Origin of the sequence: Pseudoalteromonas obscura (assembly GCF_030135505.1) — a bacterium.
Taxonomy (GTDB): domain Bacteria; phylum Pseudomonadota; class Gammaproteobacteria; order Enterobacterales; family Alteromonadaceae; genus Pseudoalteromonas; species Pseudoalteromonas obscura.
In genome coordinates this window covers 536,049-553,443 of the sequence record NZ_JASJUT010000002.1, presented here as the reverse complement: position 1 = coordinate 553,443, position 17,395 = coordinate 536,049, and the positions used below count along the sequence as shown (strand labels likewise).

15 protein-coding genes and 5 tRNA genes are annotated in these 17,395 nt (G+C 42.4%); 16 read left to right on the top strand and 4 right to left on the bottom strand.

What is annotated here, in order from left to right; all coding sequences use genetic code 11:
- The first annotated feature begins 149 nt into the window (after nucleotides 1-149).
- Together QNM18_RS06660 and QNM18_RS06655 are read left to right on the top strand one after the other, a co-directional pair.
- Nucleotides 150-1,289 (top strand): polysaccharide pyruvyl transferase family protein, encoded by a 1,140-nt coding sequence (locus tag QNM18_RS06660; protein WP_211009837.1) that lies wholly within the window; start codon nucleotides 150-152, stop codon nucleotides 1,287-1,289.
- Nucleotides 1,246-2,169: a glycosyltransferase family 2 protein gene (locus tag QNM18_RS06655; protein WP_211009836.1), complete on the top strand. Its 924-nt coding sequence runs from the start codon at nucleotides 1,246-1,248 to the stop codon at nucleotides 2,167-2,169. Before QNM18_RS06660 ends, QNM18_RS06655 begins: the two co-directional genes overlap by 44 nt.
- 35 nt (nucleotides 2,170-2,204) lie before the next feature.
- On the opposite strand, the gene QNM18_RS06650 is transcribed toward QNM18_RS06655, so the two are convergent.
- Both QNM18_RS06650 and QNM18_RS06645 read right to left on the bottom strand, forming a co-directional pair.
- Nucleotides 2,205-2,927, bottom strand: a complete 723-nt coding sequence (locus tag QNM18_RS06650) for a UDP-2,3-diacylglucosamine diphosphatase (RefSeq protein ID WP_211009835.1) — start codon at nucleotides 2,925-2,927, stop codon at nucleotides 2,205-2,207.
- Between the two features lie 53 nt (nucleotides 2,928-2,980).
- A complete protein-coding gene (locus QNM18_RS06645; protein ID WP_284136710.1) occupies nucleotides 2,981-3,475 on the bottom strand; it encodes a peptidylprolyl isomerase in 495 nt (164 codons plus the stop codon).
- Between the two features lie 207 nt (nucleotides 3,476-3,682).
- Between QNM18_RS06645 and cysS the strand changes: the two genes are divergently transcribed.
- A complete protein-coding gene (gene cysS / locus QNM18_RS06640) occupies nucleotides 3,683-5,062 on the top strand; it encodes a cysteine--tRNA ligase (protein ID WP_284136709.1) in 1,380 nt (459 codons plus the stop codon).
- Nucleotides 5,063-5,110: 48 nt separating this feature from the next.
- Here the strand turns inward: cysS and QNM18_RS06635 are convergent, their stop codons facing one another.
- On the bottom strand, nucleotides 5,111-5,281 hold the full coding sequence (locus QNM18_RS06635) for a hypothetical protein (RefSeq protein ID WP_211009832.1): 171 nt from the start codon (nucleotides 5,279-5,281) through the stop codon (nucleotides 5,111-5,113).
- 231 nt (nucleotides 5,282-5,512) lie between these two features.
- Between QNM18_RS06635 and QNM18_RS06630 the strand changes: the two genes are divergently transcribed.
- Together QNM18_RS06630 and QNM18_RS06625 are read left to right on the top strand one after the other, a co-directional pair.
- A complete protein-coding gene (locus tag QNM18_RS06630; protein WP_284136708.1) occupies nucleotides 5,513-5,977 on the top strand; it encodes a RidA family protein in 465 nt (154 codons plus the stop codon).
- Nucleotides 5,978-6,245: 268 nt separating this feature from the next.
- Nucleotides 6,246-6,671, top strand: a complete 426-nt coding sequence (locus QNM18_RS06625; protein ID WP_211009830.1) for a hypothetical protein — start codon at nucleotides 6,246-6,248, stop codon at nucleotides 6,669-6,671.
- Between the two features lie 24 nt (nucleotides 6,672-6,695).
- Here the strand turns inward: QNM18_RS06625 and folD are convergent, their stop codons facing one another.
- Nucleotides 6,696-7,550: a bifunctional methylenetetrahydrofolate dehydrogenase/methenyltetrahydrofolate cyclohydrolase FolD gene (folD, locus tag QNM18_RS06620; protein WP_211009829.1), complete on the bottom strand. Its 855-nt coding sequence runs from the start codon at nucleotides 7,548-7,550 to the stop codon at nucleotides 6,696-6,698.
- A gap of 390 nt (nucleotides 7,551-7,940) precedes the next feature.
- On the opposite strand from folD, the gene QNM18_RS06615 reads away from it, so the two are divergent.
- The 11 genes from QNM18_RS06615 to ppiD all read left to right on the top strand — a co-directional run bounded on the left by QNM18_RS06615 (nucleotide 7,941) and on the right by ppiD (nucleotide 17,391).
- Nucleotides 7,941-8,017: transfer RNA gene (locus tag QNM18_RS06615), tRNA-Pro, on the top strand.
- 49 nt (nucleotides 8,018-8,066) lie between these two features.
- Nucleotides 8,067-8,143 (top strand) — tRNA-Arg (locus QNM18_RS06610).
- A gap of 28 nt (nucleotides 8,144-8,171) precedes the next feature.
- A tRNA-His gene (locus tag QNM18_RS06605) sits at nucleotides 8,172-8,247 on the top strand.
- A gap of 21 nt (nucleotides 8,248-8,268) precedes the next feature.
- Nucleotides 8,269-8,345 (top strand) — tRNA-Pro (locus tag QNM18_RS06600).
- A gap of 23 nt (nucleotides 8,346-8,368) precedes the next feature.
- Nucleotides 8,369-8,445 (top strand) — tRNA-Pro (locus tag QNM18_RS06595).
- 276 nt (nucleotides 8,446-8,721) lie between these two features.
- Nucleotides 8,722-10,029, top strand: coding sequence for a trigger factor (gene tig, locus QNM18_RS06590; RefSeq protein WP_284136707.1), 1,308 nt, complete (start codon nucleotides 8,722-8,724; stop codon nucleotides 10,027-10,029).
- Nucleotides 10,030-10,217: 188 nt separating this feature from the next.
- Entirely contained in the window at nucleotides 10,218-10,826 is a 609-nt protein-coding gene (gene clpP / locus QNM18_RS06585; RefSeq protein ID WP_023397164.1) for an ATP-dependent Clp endopeptidase proteolytic subunit ClpP, read from the top strand.
- A gap of 233 nt (nucleotides 10,827-11,059) precedes the next feature.
- Nucleotides 11,060-12,343, top strand: coding sequence for an ATP-dependent protease ATP-binding subunit ClpX (gene clpX, locus QNM18_RS06580; RefSeq protein WP_023397163.1), 1,284 nt, complete (start codon nucleotides 11,060-11,062; stop codon nucleotides 12,341-12,343).
- 123 nt (nucleotides 12,344-12,466) lie between these two features.
- Entirely contained in the window at nucleotides 12,467-14,836 is a 2,370-nt protein-coding gene (gene lon / locus QNM18_RS06575) for an endopeptidase La (protein ID WP_211009827.1), read from the top strand.
- A gap of 209 nt (nucleotides 14,837-15,045) precedes the next feature.
- The gene (gene hupB, locus QNM18_RS06570; RefSeq protein WP_023397161.1) at nucleotides 15,046-15,318 is read left to right on the top strand and encodes a nucleoid-associated protein HU-beta; all 273 of its coding nucleotides are present in this window, start codon (nucleotides 15,046-15,048) and stop codon (nucleotides 15,316-15,318) included.
- 159 nt (nucleotides 15,319-15,477) lie between these two features.
- The gene (gene ppiD / locus QNM18_RS06565; protein WP_211009826.1) at nucleotides 15,478-17,391 is read left to right on the top strand and encodes a peptidylprolyl isomerase; all 1,914 of its coding nucleotides are present in this window, start codon (nucleotides 15,478-15,480) and stop codon (nucleotides 17,389-17,391) included.
- Nucleotides 17,392-17,395: the final 4 nt, after the last annotated feature.

Below are 17,395 nucleotides of genomic sequence, written 5' to 3'. Positions count from 1 at the left end.
ATTTCGTTCTGCAAATTTTCATATTGAAAACCCCTAAAATTTAATACCTCTTTGTTTTAACTTATTGATTATTAATGTTTATATTTTTTATTTTGTTTTGGCATAGCACCTGCAATATCTAGTTATATACACAGAGTTGGGAGTAACACATGCAGAGCAAACACGACACCTATGTTGTTGGTTACTACGGCATGCGCAACAGCGGAGACGATGCGCTGATGTTAGCAAGCATTGAGGGGGCCAAAAGAGCATTTGGCAGCAGCAATATTGCGGTTAATGCGAGTAATCAATATGGTCTGGTTAGGCAACTTGATGTGCAAGGCCAAGCCCCTATGTTATTTCGAGGTCATCAAAGATTGACCCATTATCAAAGAGCTTATGGCGCGAAGAAAATTGTATTTGGAGGTGGCTCAGTACTGCACTCAAGTCGAGATATCGCACAAAAATGTCATATGATTTCGCTCTGCGGTAAAGAGTCGAGTTATGCCGTGGGCGTTGGGATTGAGGCATTTAAGACGACGGCAGATGAAAAACAGTGCGCGAAGTTTTTAAACAAATGTCATTTTATCGGAGTCCGCGATGCACAAAGCTTAGATATTGCTAAGTCGATTGCACCTACTGCGAATATCGCTCAGACATTTGATTTAGCGCCTTCACTTCTACATTACTTCGGCAATGCGATTCAATCTATCGAGCGTCGGGGAGTTGCTTTTAATTTTTGCCAGCAGGCTATCAATGCATTTGGTGAAGCTGATGTTGTCAGCGAGCGGGCTAGGATACGAAAGGCAGTCAAGTTGGTCACAGCCATATGGGAGATGACACGTGAAGATGTTTACTTGGTCGATTTTAATGACCATGGCACCTTGGGTGATAACAATGTTCACGAACAAATCTTACGCAAGATACCTAGCTATGTGCCGGTAAAACGCATTCGTTACACGGTGAACCCGTTGCGTCTATTGCAAAGTATGGCGATGTTTAAAGCTGTGATAGGAATGAGGTTGCACGCTGCTGTGTATGCTTACATGGTTAATACCCCCTTTATCAGTTTGCAATACCATAGCAAATGTAAGCAGTGGTCGAATCAAATAGGTATGGCAGATTTATATCAATTTGATGCCAACAGCTATGAACCTCTAGACGTTATCAATATCACCAATCAAGTCGTTTCAGGGCAGTGTATTTCACCAACATTACCCGTAGAGCAAGCGGTCGCTTTATCAATGAATAATTGGAGCAATGAATATGAACAGCATCAAATTCTCAGTTGTCATCCCTCTGTACAATAAGCGTGATTGCATAGAGCGCGCAATAAACAGTGTCGTTGCTCAAAGCCATCAAGCTGACGAAATTATCATTATCGATGATGGTTCAACTGATGGTAGCGCGGATATTGTCAATGGCTTAAAAATCGCGAATATCAAATTGGTTACACAAGTTAACCAAGGTGTATCTGAAGCGCGAAATGCCGGTGCCAACCTTGCGAGTAATGAGTTTATTGCATTTTTAGATGCGGATGATACTTGGTCTCCCTTTTTCTTAAGTCGTATTGCTGCACTCATCGAGCAATACCCTGAAATGGGACTATATGCAACGCGCTATCAAAAAGTTTACGGTGATAGTGATTATCAAGATGCGAAAATAGCCTTAACCAAATGGGATGCAAATGGTTACGAAATGGATAATTATTTTGAGGTAGCAGCAAGTGGAGACTTGCCATTTACGATGTCTAGCATCGTCGTAAGGAAATCAACGTTTAGAGATTTAGGTGGATTTCCTCGCGGTGAATGGATGGGTGAGGACCAGAGTTTTTATGTTAATTTTGCGCTATACGCTCGTATTGCATATTCCCCGTTGATAGAGAGCTTTTATTTTCAAGGTACGCAAAACAGTGCATGTGATAAAGCACCGCCAAAAGAGCTGTGCCCATTCGCTGAGCGTTTACTGTGCGATGTGGCTGAAGGGCGGATTACAGCACGGTTAAAACCTATGGTGTTGAAGTATGTTGGTGCGCATATTTGTGATTTGGCTAAACGCCATATCAAACATGGTTCTTACGATTATGCGGCGCAATTACTTTCGCACCCGGTATCACGTACTAAACCAATTCATTGGAGCTTATATAAATTGATTTCAGCGCCAATGGCAATATTCTCAAAAGCGGCATAGGTAACCAAGGTTAGTGAGTAGAGTACTTCAGTACTTTACTTGCTAAATTCATGTTGCTCCAAGGACTGAGACTGTTCAGTCACAAGTAAATACGAGCTTTGGCTATACCAATCTCCCAGAACCGTTCTCGTTTTAGTTTGACTTCTGTGTACTTTCGGTCGATGTGTATGGCCATGGATCATATGTTGAACATGGTACTTCTCGAACATATTGGTGACAGCATCATCGGTTACGTCAAGAATACTTGGAGCTTTACCTTGTTGATTGAGTTTACTTTTAGCTCGGGCATTTTTTGCAACTCTGCGACGATACCAAAGTGGCATAGAAAGCATGAGTCTTGGCCACCACCACCCTCGGCTCTTTTTACGAAACTTTTGGTACTCAGTGTCTTGGGTGCACATTTCGTCACCGTGAAGAATAAGCGTTGGGGTACCATACAAATCAATAACAGCTTGTTCTGGCAGCAACGTCATACCGCATAATTTCGCATAGTGTTCACCAACTAAAAAGTCGCGATTACCGTGGATGAAGTAAATACTTACATTACTATCACTGATTGCCTTGAGCTTTTTAGCAATTGCTAACGCGAGCGGATCGCCTTCATCATCCCCGATCCATACTTCGAAGAAGTCCCCCAAAATATATAAAGCGTCCACATCACTGTCTATGTGAGTATCCAAGAAAGCATAAAAAGCATTGGTGATATCAGGCCGGTGTTCGGTTAGATGGAGATCAGAAATAAAATAGGTCTTGCGCATGGTGTCTCTTGTGTGAATAAGAGCGCCGCAGCGCTCAAATTGCAAAGTCGGGATTATTCAGTGATAGACGCACTTTCGATGATGACATCTTCCAGTGGTACGTCTTGGTGAAAACCCGATGAACCTGTTGCAACACCTTTAATCTTGTTGACAACGTCCATACCTTCAACGACTTCGGCAAAAACGCAATAGCCCCACCCTTGCGATGTCTCGCTAGAGAAGTTTAGGAAGTCATTGTCATTTACGTTAATGAAAAACTGCGCTGTCGCCGAGTGTGGATCTGGCGTACGTGCCATAGCCAGAGTACCAACTTTGTTTGCAAGTCCATTGTTTGCTTCATTTTGAATTGGCGCCTCAACTTCTTTTTGGCTCATGCCAGACTCAAAACCACCACCTTGGATCATGAAACCATCAATTACGCGGTGAAAGATGGTGCCGTTGTAGAAACCACTTTCAACGTATTTTTTGAAGTTTGCAACGGTTGCTGGTGCTTCTTTTTCAAATAGTGCGATTTTGATTTCGCCGAAGTTTGTTTGTAAAACAACCATAATGGGTCCTTGAATTACAATAATTAGATTAAAACGCTATTTTATAGTACATCTGCTGAACTACAAAGTGTTGAAATAACTTTGACAGTTTTACTGTTTAATTTTTGTTACCTAGATAGGGTAAAATTCGCCTTTTTACAGTGGTGGCGAGCTTTTTCAAGTGATATGATGCAAAGGTTTCAAACTCGAATTTAGGAAAATCACTACATGTTGCAGATATACGACACACTGACACGTCAAAAGTCACAATTTAAACCGCTTGTTGAAGGCAAAGTCGGCATGTATGTGTGTGGTATTACAATCTATGATTTCTGTCATGTAGGACATGCACGCACATATGTATCTTTTGATGTTATCAACCGTTATTTTCGCTACCTTGGTTATGATGTTACTTATGTACGTAACATCACAGATGTAGACGATAAAATTATCAAGCGTGCTGCAGAGAATAATGAAGAGATCAACGATTTGACCGTGCGTATGACTAAAGCAATGCACGATGATTTTGAAGCATTAAATATCCTACCTGCTGACATTGAGCCGACAGTAACGGGCCATATGGATGAAATCATTGAAATGATTGAGCGCTTAATTGCTAAAAAGCATGCCTATGTTGGAAAAAGCGGCGATGTGTTATTTGATGTTTCAACGTTTAAAGATTACGGCCAACTATCGCAACAAGACCTAGATATGTTGCAAGCAGGTGCACGTGTTGAAGTTGCTGAAGGCAAAGATGACCCACTTGATTTTGTATTGTGGAAAAAAGCTAAGGCGGGCGAACCATCTTGGACATCACCATGGGGAGAAGGCAGACCTGGTTGGCACATTGAATGTAGTGCCATGAGCTCGAAGCACTTAGGCGATTTATTTGATATTCATGGTGGTGGTTCAGATCTACAGTTCCCGCACCACGAAAATGAAATTGCGCAGTCTTGCTGTGCAAATAATGGCTGCTACGTGAATACATGGATCCACACGGGCATGGTGCAGGTCAACAAAGAAAAAATGTCTAAATCTCTAGGCAATTTCTTTACTGTGCGTGAAGTATTAAAAGCGTATGACCGAGAGACTGTTCGTTATTTCCTTATTAACGGTCACTATCGTAGCCAGTTAAATTATTCACAAGAAAACTTAGACCAAGCACGCTCTTCTTTAGAGCGAATCTACACGGCTCTGCGCGGTGTAGAGTTGGTGGAAGTTGAGCTGACAGGCAACGCATACGCCGAGCGTTTTGAAGCCGCTATGAATGATGACTTTAATACGCCTGAAGCTTTACCTGTCATTTTTGAGCTGGCGAAAGAAGTGAACTTGTTAAAAGATTCAGATGCAAAAGCCGCAGGAGAGCACGCGTATATTTTGGTGAAATTAGCTGAAGTATTAGGTATCGCTCAACAGATGCCGGAGAGTTTCTTACAAGGCGAACAAGACGATGATGAAGTCGCTAAAATTGAAGCTTTGATTGAGCAACGCAAAACGGCACGAGCTAATAAAGATTGGGCTGCTGCTGATGAAGCGAGAGATGCATTAACTGCTCTGGGCGTAGTACTTGAAGACAGTGCAGGTAAAACAACTTGGCGCAAAGCTTAATAGCGCGATAAGCATTTTAAAAAAGGAGCACTAAGTGCTCCTTTTTTATTAGCAAAAATACGTATGGCAGGGGCCATTAGAGTGACATGCGTAAGTGGTGCCATTACAACCCGTTTTAGTGCGATAACCACCTGCAATATTAGGTGTTTGGGCATATGGTAGAGCGCGGCTGTCGTTACTTAGGGTTTTAACTTTCTTTTTATTTAAATTCAGTTTCATAACTAATCCTTTATCAATTTTTATGGCTGTTATCGCCTTTTCATATGCACTCTAGAGTAATTTTTCCAAAAGAGTACTGTAGGTGCATGTTTAGGCTAATATTTGCACGATTTAATTGCCAATGAAAAATTATCAAGTATGGTTATTTGGGGAACGTGACTGACTCAATTTGGTTTTATGATGAACAGTGGTATTTTGGATATATATCACATTAATTTATGGAAAAAGAAGATGAAGGAAAAGATACTTGTTTTAACTTTATTGGCATTGTCGGGGCTGTCGTATGCCAAATCTGGAAAAGGTAGTCAGGTTGAGTTTTTAAACTCCTATGCCGTGCTGCCTGCGGGACACAATTTACCTTTTTCGGAAGCTGTCCGGGTGAATGATATCGTGTACTTATCTGGCCAAATAGGTATTCAACCTGGTACAACTCAGCTGGTGAAAGGCGGTATTCAAGGTGAAAGCAAACAGACTATGGAGAATATCCAAGCAAGCTTAGAAGCACATGGTTTGTCGATGAAAGATATTGTGAAATGCACAATTATGCTTGCGGATATCAAAGAGTGGCCCAAGTTCAATGAGGTATATACGAAGTATTTCTCAAAACCCTATCCAGCTCGCAGTGCTTTCGCTACAAATGGGCTTGCGCTAGGTGCTCGGGTGGAAATTGAATGCATGGCTGTGCAAGCGAAATAAAACGAAAATGTGTCGTGCGGTGTTGCTATTCTATAGCATGACATATTTTGTCTTTGCAGTGACGCCGATTGACTCAGTTAGCCTGCTTATTTTCAGTTGAAGTAGTACACGCTTAGCCAGTATGTACCTGTTGCGTACATGAGTGTTGTCTATGACAAGGAGCAAATATTCAATAAGGGATAAGCGACTATATATTGGCGTGACACTTGCTTTAAACAAGGCGAAAAGGCCGCAGTAGGCAATTGCTGGCCGACGTTTAAAGGAGATAATGATGCTGCTACACAGAACATCCGCAATGAACCACACAGAAAGCCTTTCGGATAAGCCTGCCACCGCAAAAAAGACCCAAGAGCGAGATACTCAGACACATATGTTTGCAAAAGAGATGAGTAGCCAAGTTGTTGAGTCGGAGCTTTCTTTAGCACTGAAGCAAAAAGATCTTTCGACATCGCGATTGAATGACAGCTTTTTAGCTAAGGCACAGCAAACGATGATGTTTAACCGCCTTGGCGTCAATGAAGAAAAAATCAAAGAGATAGAATCCCAAATGAGAGAGCTGGTTGATAGATTAGAATCAGGCGCGATAGAACAAAAGGAATTTGAAAAACAAATGTCCATGTTACAGTCAATGCTTGCTAAAGAGTATAGAGGGGGCAGGGATGGCGAAACTGAGGAACAACTGGAGCACCCATAGCAGGTGAATGCTCCAATTGGTTAACTAGCTGTGATATTTATCGCAAGCTTCTAATGTATTTTCTATAAGGCTAGCGACTGTCATTGGACCGACACCTCCAGGAACAGGAGTGATGAAGCTGGCTTTTTGTTCTGCGATATCATACTGCACATCACCAACGAGTTTACCTGACTCTAAACGGTTAATTCCAACATCAATAACAATCGCACCTTCTTTTACCCACTCGCCCGGAATGAATTCCGGTTTGCCTACTGCAACGACAAGTAAATCGGCACGGCGAACATGCGACTCAAGGTCTTGTGTAAACTTATGGCACACGGTTGTAGTACAGCCTGCGAGCAATAGCTCTAGTGACATAGGTCTACCAACGATATTTGATGCACCAACAACAACGGCATGCATGCCTTTATAACGGACGCCTGTTGACTCTAATAATGTAATAATACCTTTCGGTGTACACGGTCTCAGCGCAGGCATTCTCTGTGCCAACCTTCCAACGTTGTACGGGTGAAACCCATCAACATCTTTATGAGGTTGAATACGTTCAAGAATTTTCTCTGCATCTAGCCCTTCAGGTAAAGGTAGCTGTACTAAGATTCCATCTACTTCTGGATCTGTATTTAGGCTATCAACTAGCTCGAGTAACTGTGCTTCGCTTGTATCGCTTGGTAGGTCGTAGGATTTTGATACAAAGCCAACTTCTTCACATGCTTTACGCTTTGAGCCAACGTATACTTGACTCGCCGGGTCTTGTCCGACAAGTACTACTGCTAATCCTGGAGCTCTAAGCCCTTGAGTTACGCGCTGTTCAACACGAGTTGCGACTGTATTGCGAACCTGTTTCGCAATTGCTTTGCCATCTATGATGTTTGCCGTCATGGGTGACCTTTATATATGGGGGTTAGTTACTTGAACGATTATAGAGTCTATATAGAGGGACTCTAGTAATAATTTTTACTACAGCTGATATATCTAGCAATTACAGAGTTGCATTAATAGATAAACCAACGGTGTTGCCTATATTTTCGCAAACTTAAGCTAATTAGCCAAGTTAGATTCCGAGATTAAGCATGTGTATTAGTATAAGTCACGGCGGAAGTTGGGCGAATTTTGGCTTTTTCAGCTGCTTTTTGACCCTTTTGTGTCAAAAATAGGCAGTTGAACGAATTTATAAAAAAAATGTTTGACCTCAACAACTCAAATCTCTATTATGCACCCCGTTGCCAACGAGGGGTGTTAAACAAAAACATTCTTAGTAAGTAACAAAATCGGCGATTAGCGCAGCTTGGTAGCGCACTTGGTTTGGGTCCAAGGGGTCGCAGGTTCAAATCCTGCATCGCCGACCACTTTCTTCTAAAGTTAGTGGGTGGATAGCACACAAGTGTTGTTTGTGTTGCGCCCGTAGCTCAGCTGGATAGAGCAACGGCCTTCTAAGCCGTGGGTCGAAGGTTCGAATCCTTCCGGGTGCGCCATTTAAACAAAGTCCACAAGTATGTAGTGGCGGCTGTAGCTCAGTTGGTAGAGCCCTGGATTGTGATTCCGGTTGTCGTGGGTTCGAGCCCCATCAGTCGCCCCATCTACACACTCAAAAATATATCGGCGATTAGCGCAGCTTGGTAGCGCACTTGGTTTGGGTCCAAGGGGTCGCAGGTTCAAATCCTGCATCGCCGACCACTTTTCTGAAAAATATATATTATCGGCGATTAGCGCAGCTTGGTAGCGCACTTGGTTTGGGTCCAAGGGGTCGCAGGTTCAAATCCTGCATCGCCGACCACTTCCTCTCATAAATTTCATCATTTTTTTTATCTCTTTAATTTACTCCTATTTTATCTATCAATTATTTGTTCTGATTGCTCGACTCTCCCGTTTTATAGGTTATAATGCCGCGTCTAATGTTTAACATAGTGCCCTGATGGGGCAGGCAGCAAGCCTGACATGTAATTGGTTTTGAATGAATGCGATTAAATGCGTTGTTTCCGATTACACTTTAATGTCGACTTGTTTGTGAAGGAAGGCGCGTTGCCGCCAAAAATGAAAATTGAGGTATATCATGCAAGTTTCTGTTGAGACGACTCAAGGCCTTGAGCGCCGTCTGACTATCACCGTTCCTGCAGAGAACGTTGAGACTGAAGTAAAAAAACGCTTACAACAACTGTCTAAAACACAGCGTATTGACGGTTTCCGTCCTGGTAAAGTACCAGTTTCTGTGATCAACAAGCGCTACGGTGCAGCAGTTCGTCAAGAAGTTGCTGGCGACCTTATGCAGCGTAACTACATCGAAGCAATTGTTTCTGAGAAAATCAACCCTGCGGGTGCTCCAAGCTTCGCGCCAAAAACTTTAGAAGCTGGTAAAGATCTAGAGTTTGAAGCAACTTTTGAAGTTTACCCAGAAGTTGAGCTTAAAGATCTAGATAAAGTAACTGTTGAAAAGCCAGTTGTTACAGTGACTGAAGATGATTTAGCAAACATGCTAGAAACACTTCGTAAGCAACATGCATCTTGGACTGAAGTAGATGCTGCTGCAGGCGAAAGCGACCGTGTAACAGTTGACTTCCTTGGTACAGTTGACGGTGAAGAGTTTGAAGGCGGCAAAGCTGAAGACTTCCCTCTAGAGCTTGGCCAAGGTCGAATGATCCCAGGTTTTGAAGATGGTATCGTTGGTAAAAAAGCAGGCGAAGAAGTTGTTGCAGACGTAACTTTCCCTGAAGAGTACCACGCTGAAAACCTAAAAGGTAAGCCTGCTCAATTCACTATCACAGTGAAAAAAGTAGAAGTTCAAGAACTTCCTGAACTAAGCGATGAGTTCGCAACTAAATTCGGCGTTGCTGAAGGCGGTGTTGATGCGCTTAAAGAAGAAGTTAAGAAAAACATGACGCGTGAACTTGACCAAGCTGTAAAAGCAAAGGTTAAAGAGCAAGCAATCAAAGGTCTACTAGACACAAACGAAGTTGACGTACCTAAAGCGCTTATCGATCAAGAAATCGATGCACTTCGTCAACAGGCTGCACAGCGTTTTGGCGGCGACGCTAAAAACATGCCAGAGCTACCAGCTGAGCTTTTCCATGAGCAAGCTGTAACACGTGTTAAGACTGGCCTTCTTCTTGGTGAAGTGATCAAGGCAAACGACATCAAAGTTGACGATGCTAAAGTTGAGTCACTAATTGAAACTGTTGCTTCTGCATATGAAGATCCTTCAGAAGTAGTTAACTACTACAAAGAAAATGATCAATTAATGCAGCAAATGCGTAATGTTGCAATGGAAGAGCAAGCTGTAGAAGCTGTACTTTCAAGTGCAACGGTAACTGATGTTGAGCAATCTTTCGACGACATCATGAACCCTCAGCAAGCTGCAGAGTAAGTTTCTTACCTCGTCTTAGAGGAAAGCATTGACTTACAGCTAAGCTAACGCTTAAATGGCTCGTAATGCTCTGTTAAATGCAGTGCTGCGAGCCTTTTTCGTTATTAGAGTTAATAATTTAAGGTCTGTTCAAGAGAGAGTCTTGAATGACGCAGCAAACCTGCCTCGCATATAAAGGAACCAATAATATGAATGACGGTATGATAGACCCGCTAAACGCCTTAGTGCCTATGGTTGTTGAACAAACAGCAAAAGGTGAGCGTTCTTACGATATTTACTCGCGCCTTCTAAAAGAAAGAATTATCTTTTTAACAGGCCAAGTTGAAGATCATATGGCCAACTTAATTGTTGCGCAGATGCTGTTTTTAGAGTCAGAAAGCCCTGACAAAGATATTTTCCTGTATATCAACTCCCCAGGTGGTTCTGTAACCGCGGGCATGTCGATCTACGATACCATGAACTTTATCAAGCCAGACGTGAGCACGGTATGCGTAGGGCAAGCTGCGAGCATGGGAGCGTTTTTGTTATCTGGTGGTGCCAAAGGCAAACGTTACTGTCTACCAAACTCTCGTGTTATGATTCATCAACCATTAGGTGGCTTCCAAGGTCAGGCATCTGACTTCGAGATTCATGCCAAAGAAATCTTAACAATCAAAGAAAAATTAAATAGGTTGATGGCTGAGCACACGGGTCAACCGTATGATGTCGTTGCCAATGATACTGACCGTGATAACTTTATGAACGCTCAAGAAGCGGTAGAGTATGGGTTAGTTGACGCGGTACATACAAGCCGCTAAAGATTAAAAACTAAAGAAAGGTGGTACATTACACCTTGAAATAATAAAACTTGGATCTATATCTTAAGGATGTCCAAGTTGACTTACTTTCGGTGTAAAAAAAGCTACTTTTGACCGAGTAGCACCACTTTGCTTTAGCTTAGTTATGCCAACTGAAAGTTTATTTGGTATAGTTAAAGCATGTATTGTGTTATCGAATTAGAGATAACTCACCAAATTTAAGAGGTAGTTGAATGTCAGACACTCCTACAGACGGCGACAAGAATAGCAAGCTCTTGTACTGCTCATTTTGTGGTAAGAGTCAGCACGAAGTACGCAAATTGATTGCTGGTCCATCAGTATATATTTGTGATGAATGCGTCGAACTGTGTAACGACATCATTAGAGAAGAGATCAAGGATATCGCGCCGCAGCATGATGCGTCTGATAAACTTCCGGTGCCTAAAGAGATCCGCAATCACTTAGATGACTATGTTATCGGTCAAGAACATGCCAAGAAAGTGTTGTCAGTAGCGGTTTATAACCATTACAAGCGACTCAAGAATCAGGGTATCAAAACAGACGTAGAACTAGGTAAAAGTAACATTCTGTTAATTGGCCCAACAGGTAGTGGTAAAACATTACTGGCAGAAACTTTGGCAAGATTATTGGACGTGCCATTTACTATGGCTGATGCGACTACCTTGACCGAAGCTGGTTACGTTGGCGAAGACGTTGAAAATATCATTCAAAAGCTTTTACAAAAGTGTGATTATGACGTTGAAAAAGCGCAGCGTGGTATCGTTTATATCGATGAAATTGATAAAATTTCACGTAAGTCTGATAATCCATCAATTACGCGAGATGTATCTGGTGAAGGTGTTCAGCAGGCGTTATTGAAATTGATTGAAGGTACAGTTGCATCTGTTCCTCCGCAAGGTGGACGCAAGCACCCTCAGCAAGAGTTTTTGCAAGTAGATACGTCAAAAATTCTATTCATTTGTGGTGGCGCATTTGCGGGCCTTGATAAGGTTATTGAACAGCGCAGTCATACCAATACCGGTATTGGTTTCGGTGCAGAAGTAAAAGCGTCGGACAGTGAACGTTCATTAAGCGAAACATTTAAAGACGTTGAGCCAGAAGATTTAGTTAAATATGGCTTAATTCCTGAGTTTATTGGTCGTCTACCTGTTGTTGCTACGCTAACTGAGCTAGATGAAGACGCATTAATACAAATTCTGAATGAGCCAAAAAATGCGCTAACAAAACAGTATGGTGCGCTATTTAAGATGGAAGGCGTTGAGCTTGAATTCCGTGAAGATGCTTTAAAAGCGATTGCGCATAAAGCAATGGAACGTAAAACAGGTGCTCGTGGACTTCGCTCTATCGTTGAAGCTGTGCTCCTTGAAACCATGTATGAGCTTCCTTCGATTGAAGATGTTAGCAAGGTTGTGATTGACGAGACTGTAATTAAAGGGGAGTCAGATCCCATTTTAATTTACGAAAATAGTGGTCAAGATAAAGCTGCATCTGAATGAATTATCAGATAAGTTAGAAAAGGAGCCTAGTGCTCCTTTTTTTGTCCAAGAGTTGAACTTTATAGAGGTCATCCCCATATACCTCTGTAATCTTAAAAATAAATGAAGTGCAAAGAGAACATAATGACGCTTGAGAGAACGGATCGAGTTGAAATTCCAGTGTTAGCACTGCGCGATGTCGTGGTTTACCCTCATATGGTGATCCCGCTATTCGTTGGTAGAGAGAAATCTATTAGATGTCTCGAAGCTGCAATGGAAAATGACAAGCAAATTTTTTTAGTGGCTCAAAAAGAAGCCTCCATCGATGATCCTAGCACTGACGATATCTATGAAGTCGGTACGGTTGCTACGGTTTTGCAGTTATTGAAGTTACCTGATGGTACCGTTAAGGTGCTGGTAGAAGGGACACAAAGAGCAAGAATTGATGAGTTTTTAGTAACGGATGAGTATTTCTTAGCGCAAGCTCAATTTATTGCCTCTGAAAATATTGCCGAGCAAGAGCAAGATATTTTTATCCGTAGCGCAGTAAGTCAGTTTGAAGGGTATGTAAAACTCAATAAAAAAATCCCACCTGAAGTACTGACTTCCGTGTCTGGTATTGATGAAACTGCGCGTTTAGCAGACACGATGGCTGCACACATGCCAATTAAGGTACCTGAAAAGCAAAAAGTACTTGAATTGTATAATGTGACGGAGCGACTCGAGTATTTAATGGCTTTGATGGAAGGTGAAATAGACTTACTTCAAGTTGAGAAAAAGATCCGTTCTCGCGTGAAAAAGCAGATGGAAAAGTCACAGCGAGAGTACTATCTCAATGAGCAAATGAAGGCCATTCAAAAAGAGCTCGGTGAGTTAGACGACGTCCCTGATGAATTTGAAACCCTGAAAAAGCGCATCAGTGAAGCTCAAATGCCTAAAGAGGCAGAAGAAAAAGCGGCGTCTGAACTGAATAAGCTGAAAATGATGTCGCCGATGTCTGCAGAAGCGACAGTTGTTCGCTCCTATATTGATACACTGATCAACGTTCCTTGGAAAAAACGCTCCAAGGTGAAAAAAGATTTGGCGAATGCGCAAAAGATTTTAGATGCCGACCATTACGGGCTAGATAAAGTTAAAGAGCGTATTATTGAGTATCTAGCGGTTCAGCAGCGCATTAACAAGCTTAAAGGCCCCATTTTATGTCTCGTTGGTCCACCGGGTGTTGGTAAAACGAGCTTGGGTCAATCTATTGCGCGATCAACTGGGCGTAAATATGTTCGCATGGCGCTCGGTGGCGTACGTGATGAAGCCGAGATCCGTGGACACCGTCGTACGTATATCGGCTCAATGCCTGGCAAGCTGATTCAAAGCATGAGTAAGGTTGGGGTTAAAAACCCGCTGTTTTTACTCGATGAAATCGACAAAATGTCATCAGATATGCGTGGCGATCCTGCTTCTGCGTTGCTTGAGGTATTAGATCCTGAGCAAAATAGCAGTTTTGCGGACCATTATTTAGAAGTTGAATATGACCTATCTGACGTGATGTTTGTTGCGACATCAAATAGTTTCAACATTCCGGGTCCGTTACTTGATCGTATGGAAGTTATTCGCCTCTCTGGGTATACAGAAGACGAAAAGTTAAATATTTCAAAGCAGCACTTGATCCCTAAGCAAATTAAGCGCAATGGCTTGAAGGCTGGTGAAATCGAGATTGAAGACAGCGCGATTATTAACACAATCAGATACTACACGCGTGAAGCGGGTGTGCGTAATCTAGAGCGTGAGATGTCTAAACTGTGCCGTAAAGCTGTGAAAGCAATTTTATTGGATAAAGATCAAAAGAAAGTCGTAATTAACGCAGACAACCTAGAGAGCTTTTTAGGTGTGCAGCGTTTTGACTATGGTAAAGCAGAAGATGGTGACCGCGTTGGTCAAGTGACTGGTTTGGCATGGACTGAAGTGGGTGGTGATTTACTGACGATAGAAAGCGCTGCGGTTCCTGGTAAGGGTAAACTATCCTATACAGGTTCTTTGGGTGATGTTATGCAAGAGTCTATTCAGGCTGCAATGACTGTGGTCAGAAACCGTGCTGAAAAGTTACGAATTAATGCTGACTTTTACGAAAAGCGTGACATCCATGTTCATGTGCCAGAGGGCGCTACACCTAAAGATGGTCCAAGTGCGGGTATTGCGATGGTCACAGGCTTAGTATCGAGCTTGACAGGTAATCCTGTGAAAAGCGATGTGGCTATGACTGGTGAGATCACACTCCGAGGTGAAGTACTGCCTATTGGTGGCTTGAAAGAAAAGCTTTTGGCAGCACATAGAGGTGGGATCAAGACTGTGGTCATTCCTAAAAAGAATGAAAGGGACTTAAAAGAAATCCCTGAAAATGTCTTAGAGGGCTTAGAGATCCACCCAGTTACTTGGATTGAAGACGTTTTATCAATCGCCCTTGCTCAACCTGTGGACAGTTTTACTGTTGAAACGCAAAAAACTGCTGCGAAAGCTTAAAAAAGTCGAGAAAAAGGGTTTTCAAATCCTAATGGTGTGCTAAGTTAAGCACTGGATTTAGGCCTAGGGCACGGGAAGCCCCGTAGATTCTAGGCTGTAATACATTTAAGCAATAGAGAATCGAAAGATTTCTCGTAGTTAACAACAAAAGTGATGTTAGTTTTAAACCACCATCGCTCTTGATAATAACAATGTAAGAGGATGATATTGTGAATAAATCTCAATTAATCGATCAAATCGCAGCTGATGCTGATATTTCTAAGGCCGCTGCTGGTCGTGCACTGGATTCATTCATTGAGTCAGTAACCGCTGCGCTAAAAGATGGCGACTCAGTTGCCCTTGTAGGCTTTGGTACTTTTTCTGTTCGTGAGCGCGCTGCACGCACAGGTCGTAACCCTCAAACGGGTGCTGCAATTGATATTGCTGCTGCTAACATCCCTGCTTTTAAAGCTGGTAAAGCTTTAAAAGACGCGGTTAACTAAGAAAAGCTTATATTTTTACAATCACACTATTGTTAAATAGATGTAATTGGACGCATAAGCTTCAAGATAAAAAGCGTATCTGGTAAGATACGCTTTTTTTACATGAGCTAACTGATGCAAAGTACCTTGGTGCTTTGACTTAGATAAGAGATAGAACAAATGCTTGAAAAGATTAGAGAGGGCTCTCAGGGCCTTGCTGCCAAGATCGTTCTTGGTGCAGTTATCTTGTCTTTTGCGCTGGCAGGGATCGGTGGTTACCTAGGTCAAACCACAGAGCAACCAGTTGCAGAAGTCAATGGTGTTAAAATTACCCAGTTGGAATTTGCAAGGGCGTTCGAAAATGAACGTGGTAGATTAGAACAGCAATTTGGCGAGTACTTCGAGCAAATCGCTTCTGATCCAACTTATATGGCACAAATTCGTCAAGGTGTTGTAGATCGCTTGGTACAACAAGAGCTACAAAACCAACTTGCTATTGAGCTTGGGCTACGTGTGAGCGATGAGCAGATCAAGCAAGCCATTTTTGAAATGCCGTATTTTCAGATTGGTGGTCAATTCAGCAATGAGCGCTATTTACAGCTGATCAGACAAATGAACTTTCAACCAGATGACTTCCGTGAATATCTGCGCGAAGAGATGACGCGTAACCAATTGGTTTCTGCGATTGCTGGTTCTGATTTTGCGTTGGAGAGTGAAGTAAAACAGACGCTTGTTTTACAACAACAGACTCGTGATGTGGATTATCTAGTACTAGACAAAGAGACCTTAAAAGATCAGGTTTCGGTAACAGAATCTGAAATTCAAGACCATTACGAATTGAATCAAGACCAGTTTATGTCGCCAGAGCAAGTTGCGCTGAACTACATTGAACTTAAAGCTGATGATATGGAACTACTAGAGCCTGTCACAGATGAGCAGGTAAGAGCTTATTACGATGAAAACCAAGCTCAGTACTCTGAAGATGAAAGGCGTCGTGTTTCACATATCCTAGTTGAGAACTTGGAAGATGCGGAAGCTGCTAAAACAAAAGTACAAGACCTATATGCTCAGCTTCAAGCTGGAGCAGATTTTGCGAAGCTTGCACAAGAGCATTCAGACGATGTTGCAAGTGGCGAGCTAGGCGGTGATCTTGATTGGATTGAGCGTGATATGATGGATCCAGCATTTGAAGAAGCCGCTTTTGCTTTGGCAAACGTAGGTGAATTTTCAGATGTTGTAGAATCAGAATTTGGTTTTCACATTATCCAATTGACAGATCTTCAAGCGCAAGAAGTAAAACCTTTTGCGGAGCTAGAAGCGGAATTACGTGCTGAGTTAGAACAAAATGCGAAAATTGATGCGTTTTACGGCAAGCAAGAAGAAGTACGTGAGTTAGCGTTTGAAGTTGCAGATACACTAGAAGACGCAGCGGCAGCAGCTGAAGTAGAAGTGAAAAGCACTGAACTTGTTGCGCGCAACTTATTACCTGCACCACTAAATCAGCCTACGGTAACTCGTGCTATTTTCACACCAGAATTACTGGAAGACGGCGTGAACTCTGAAGTAATTGAAGTTGCACCTGAGCATGTAGTTGTAGTGAGAGTCGTTGAGCATAAACCAGCTTCTGTTAAACCGCTTGAAGAGGTGTCTGCGCAAATCAAATCACGTTTAGAGAATGACAAAGCATCTGAGCTGGCAAAAGAAAAAGCAGAGACGTTATTTGCACAACTTGAAGAAGGCAAAGCGCTTGCAGATATCGCTACTGCTGAATCGCTTGAAATGAAGACTGAAGCTTCGTTAGCGCGTCAGAGCTTTGCTGTTTCACCTGCTTTGGTGACTAAGGCGTTCAAATTGCCTCACCCTGCTGAAGGAAGCACATCTAAAGCAATGGTTGAATTAAATAACGGCGATTCAGCATTGTTAGTTGTTAAAGCTGTGAACATTGCTGATGTTGCAGGTGAGCTTGAACCTCAACAGAAGCAAAGCATTACTAGAACTCAAGTGAACAAGAACTATCTTGCACTGTTAAGCGCATTAGAAGGCACGGCGGATATCGTGAAGCCGAGCACGTTTGAAGTAGCAGAAGAAAACTAAGACA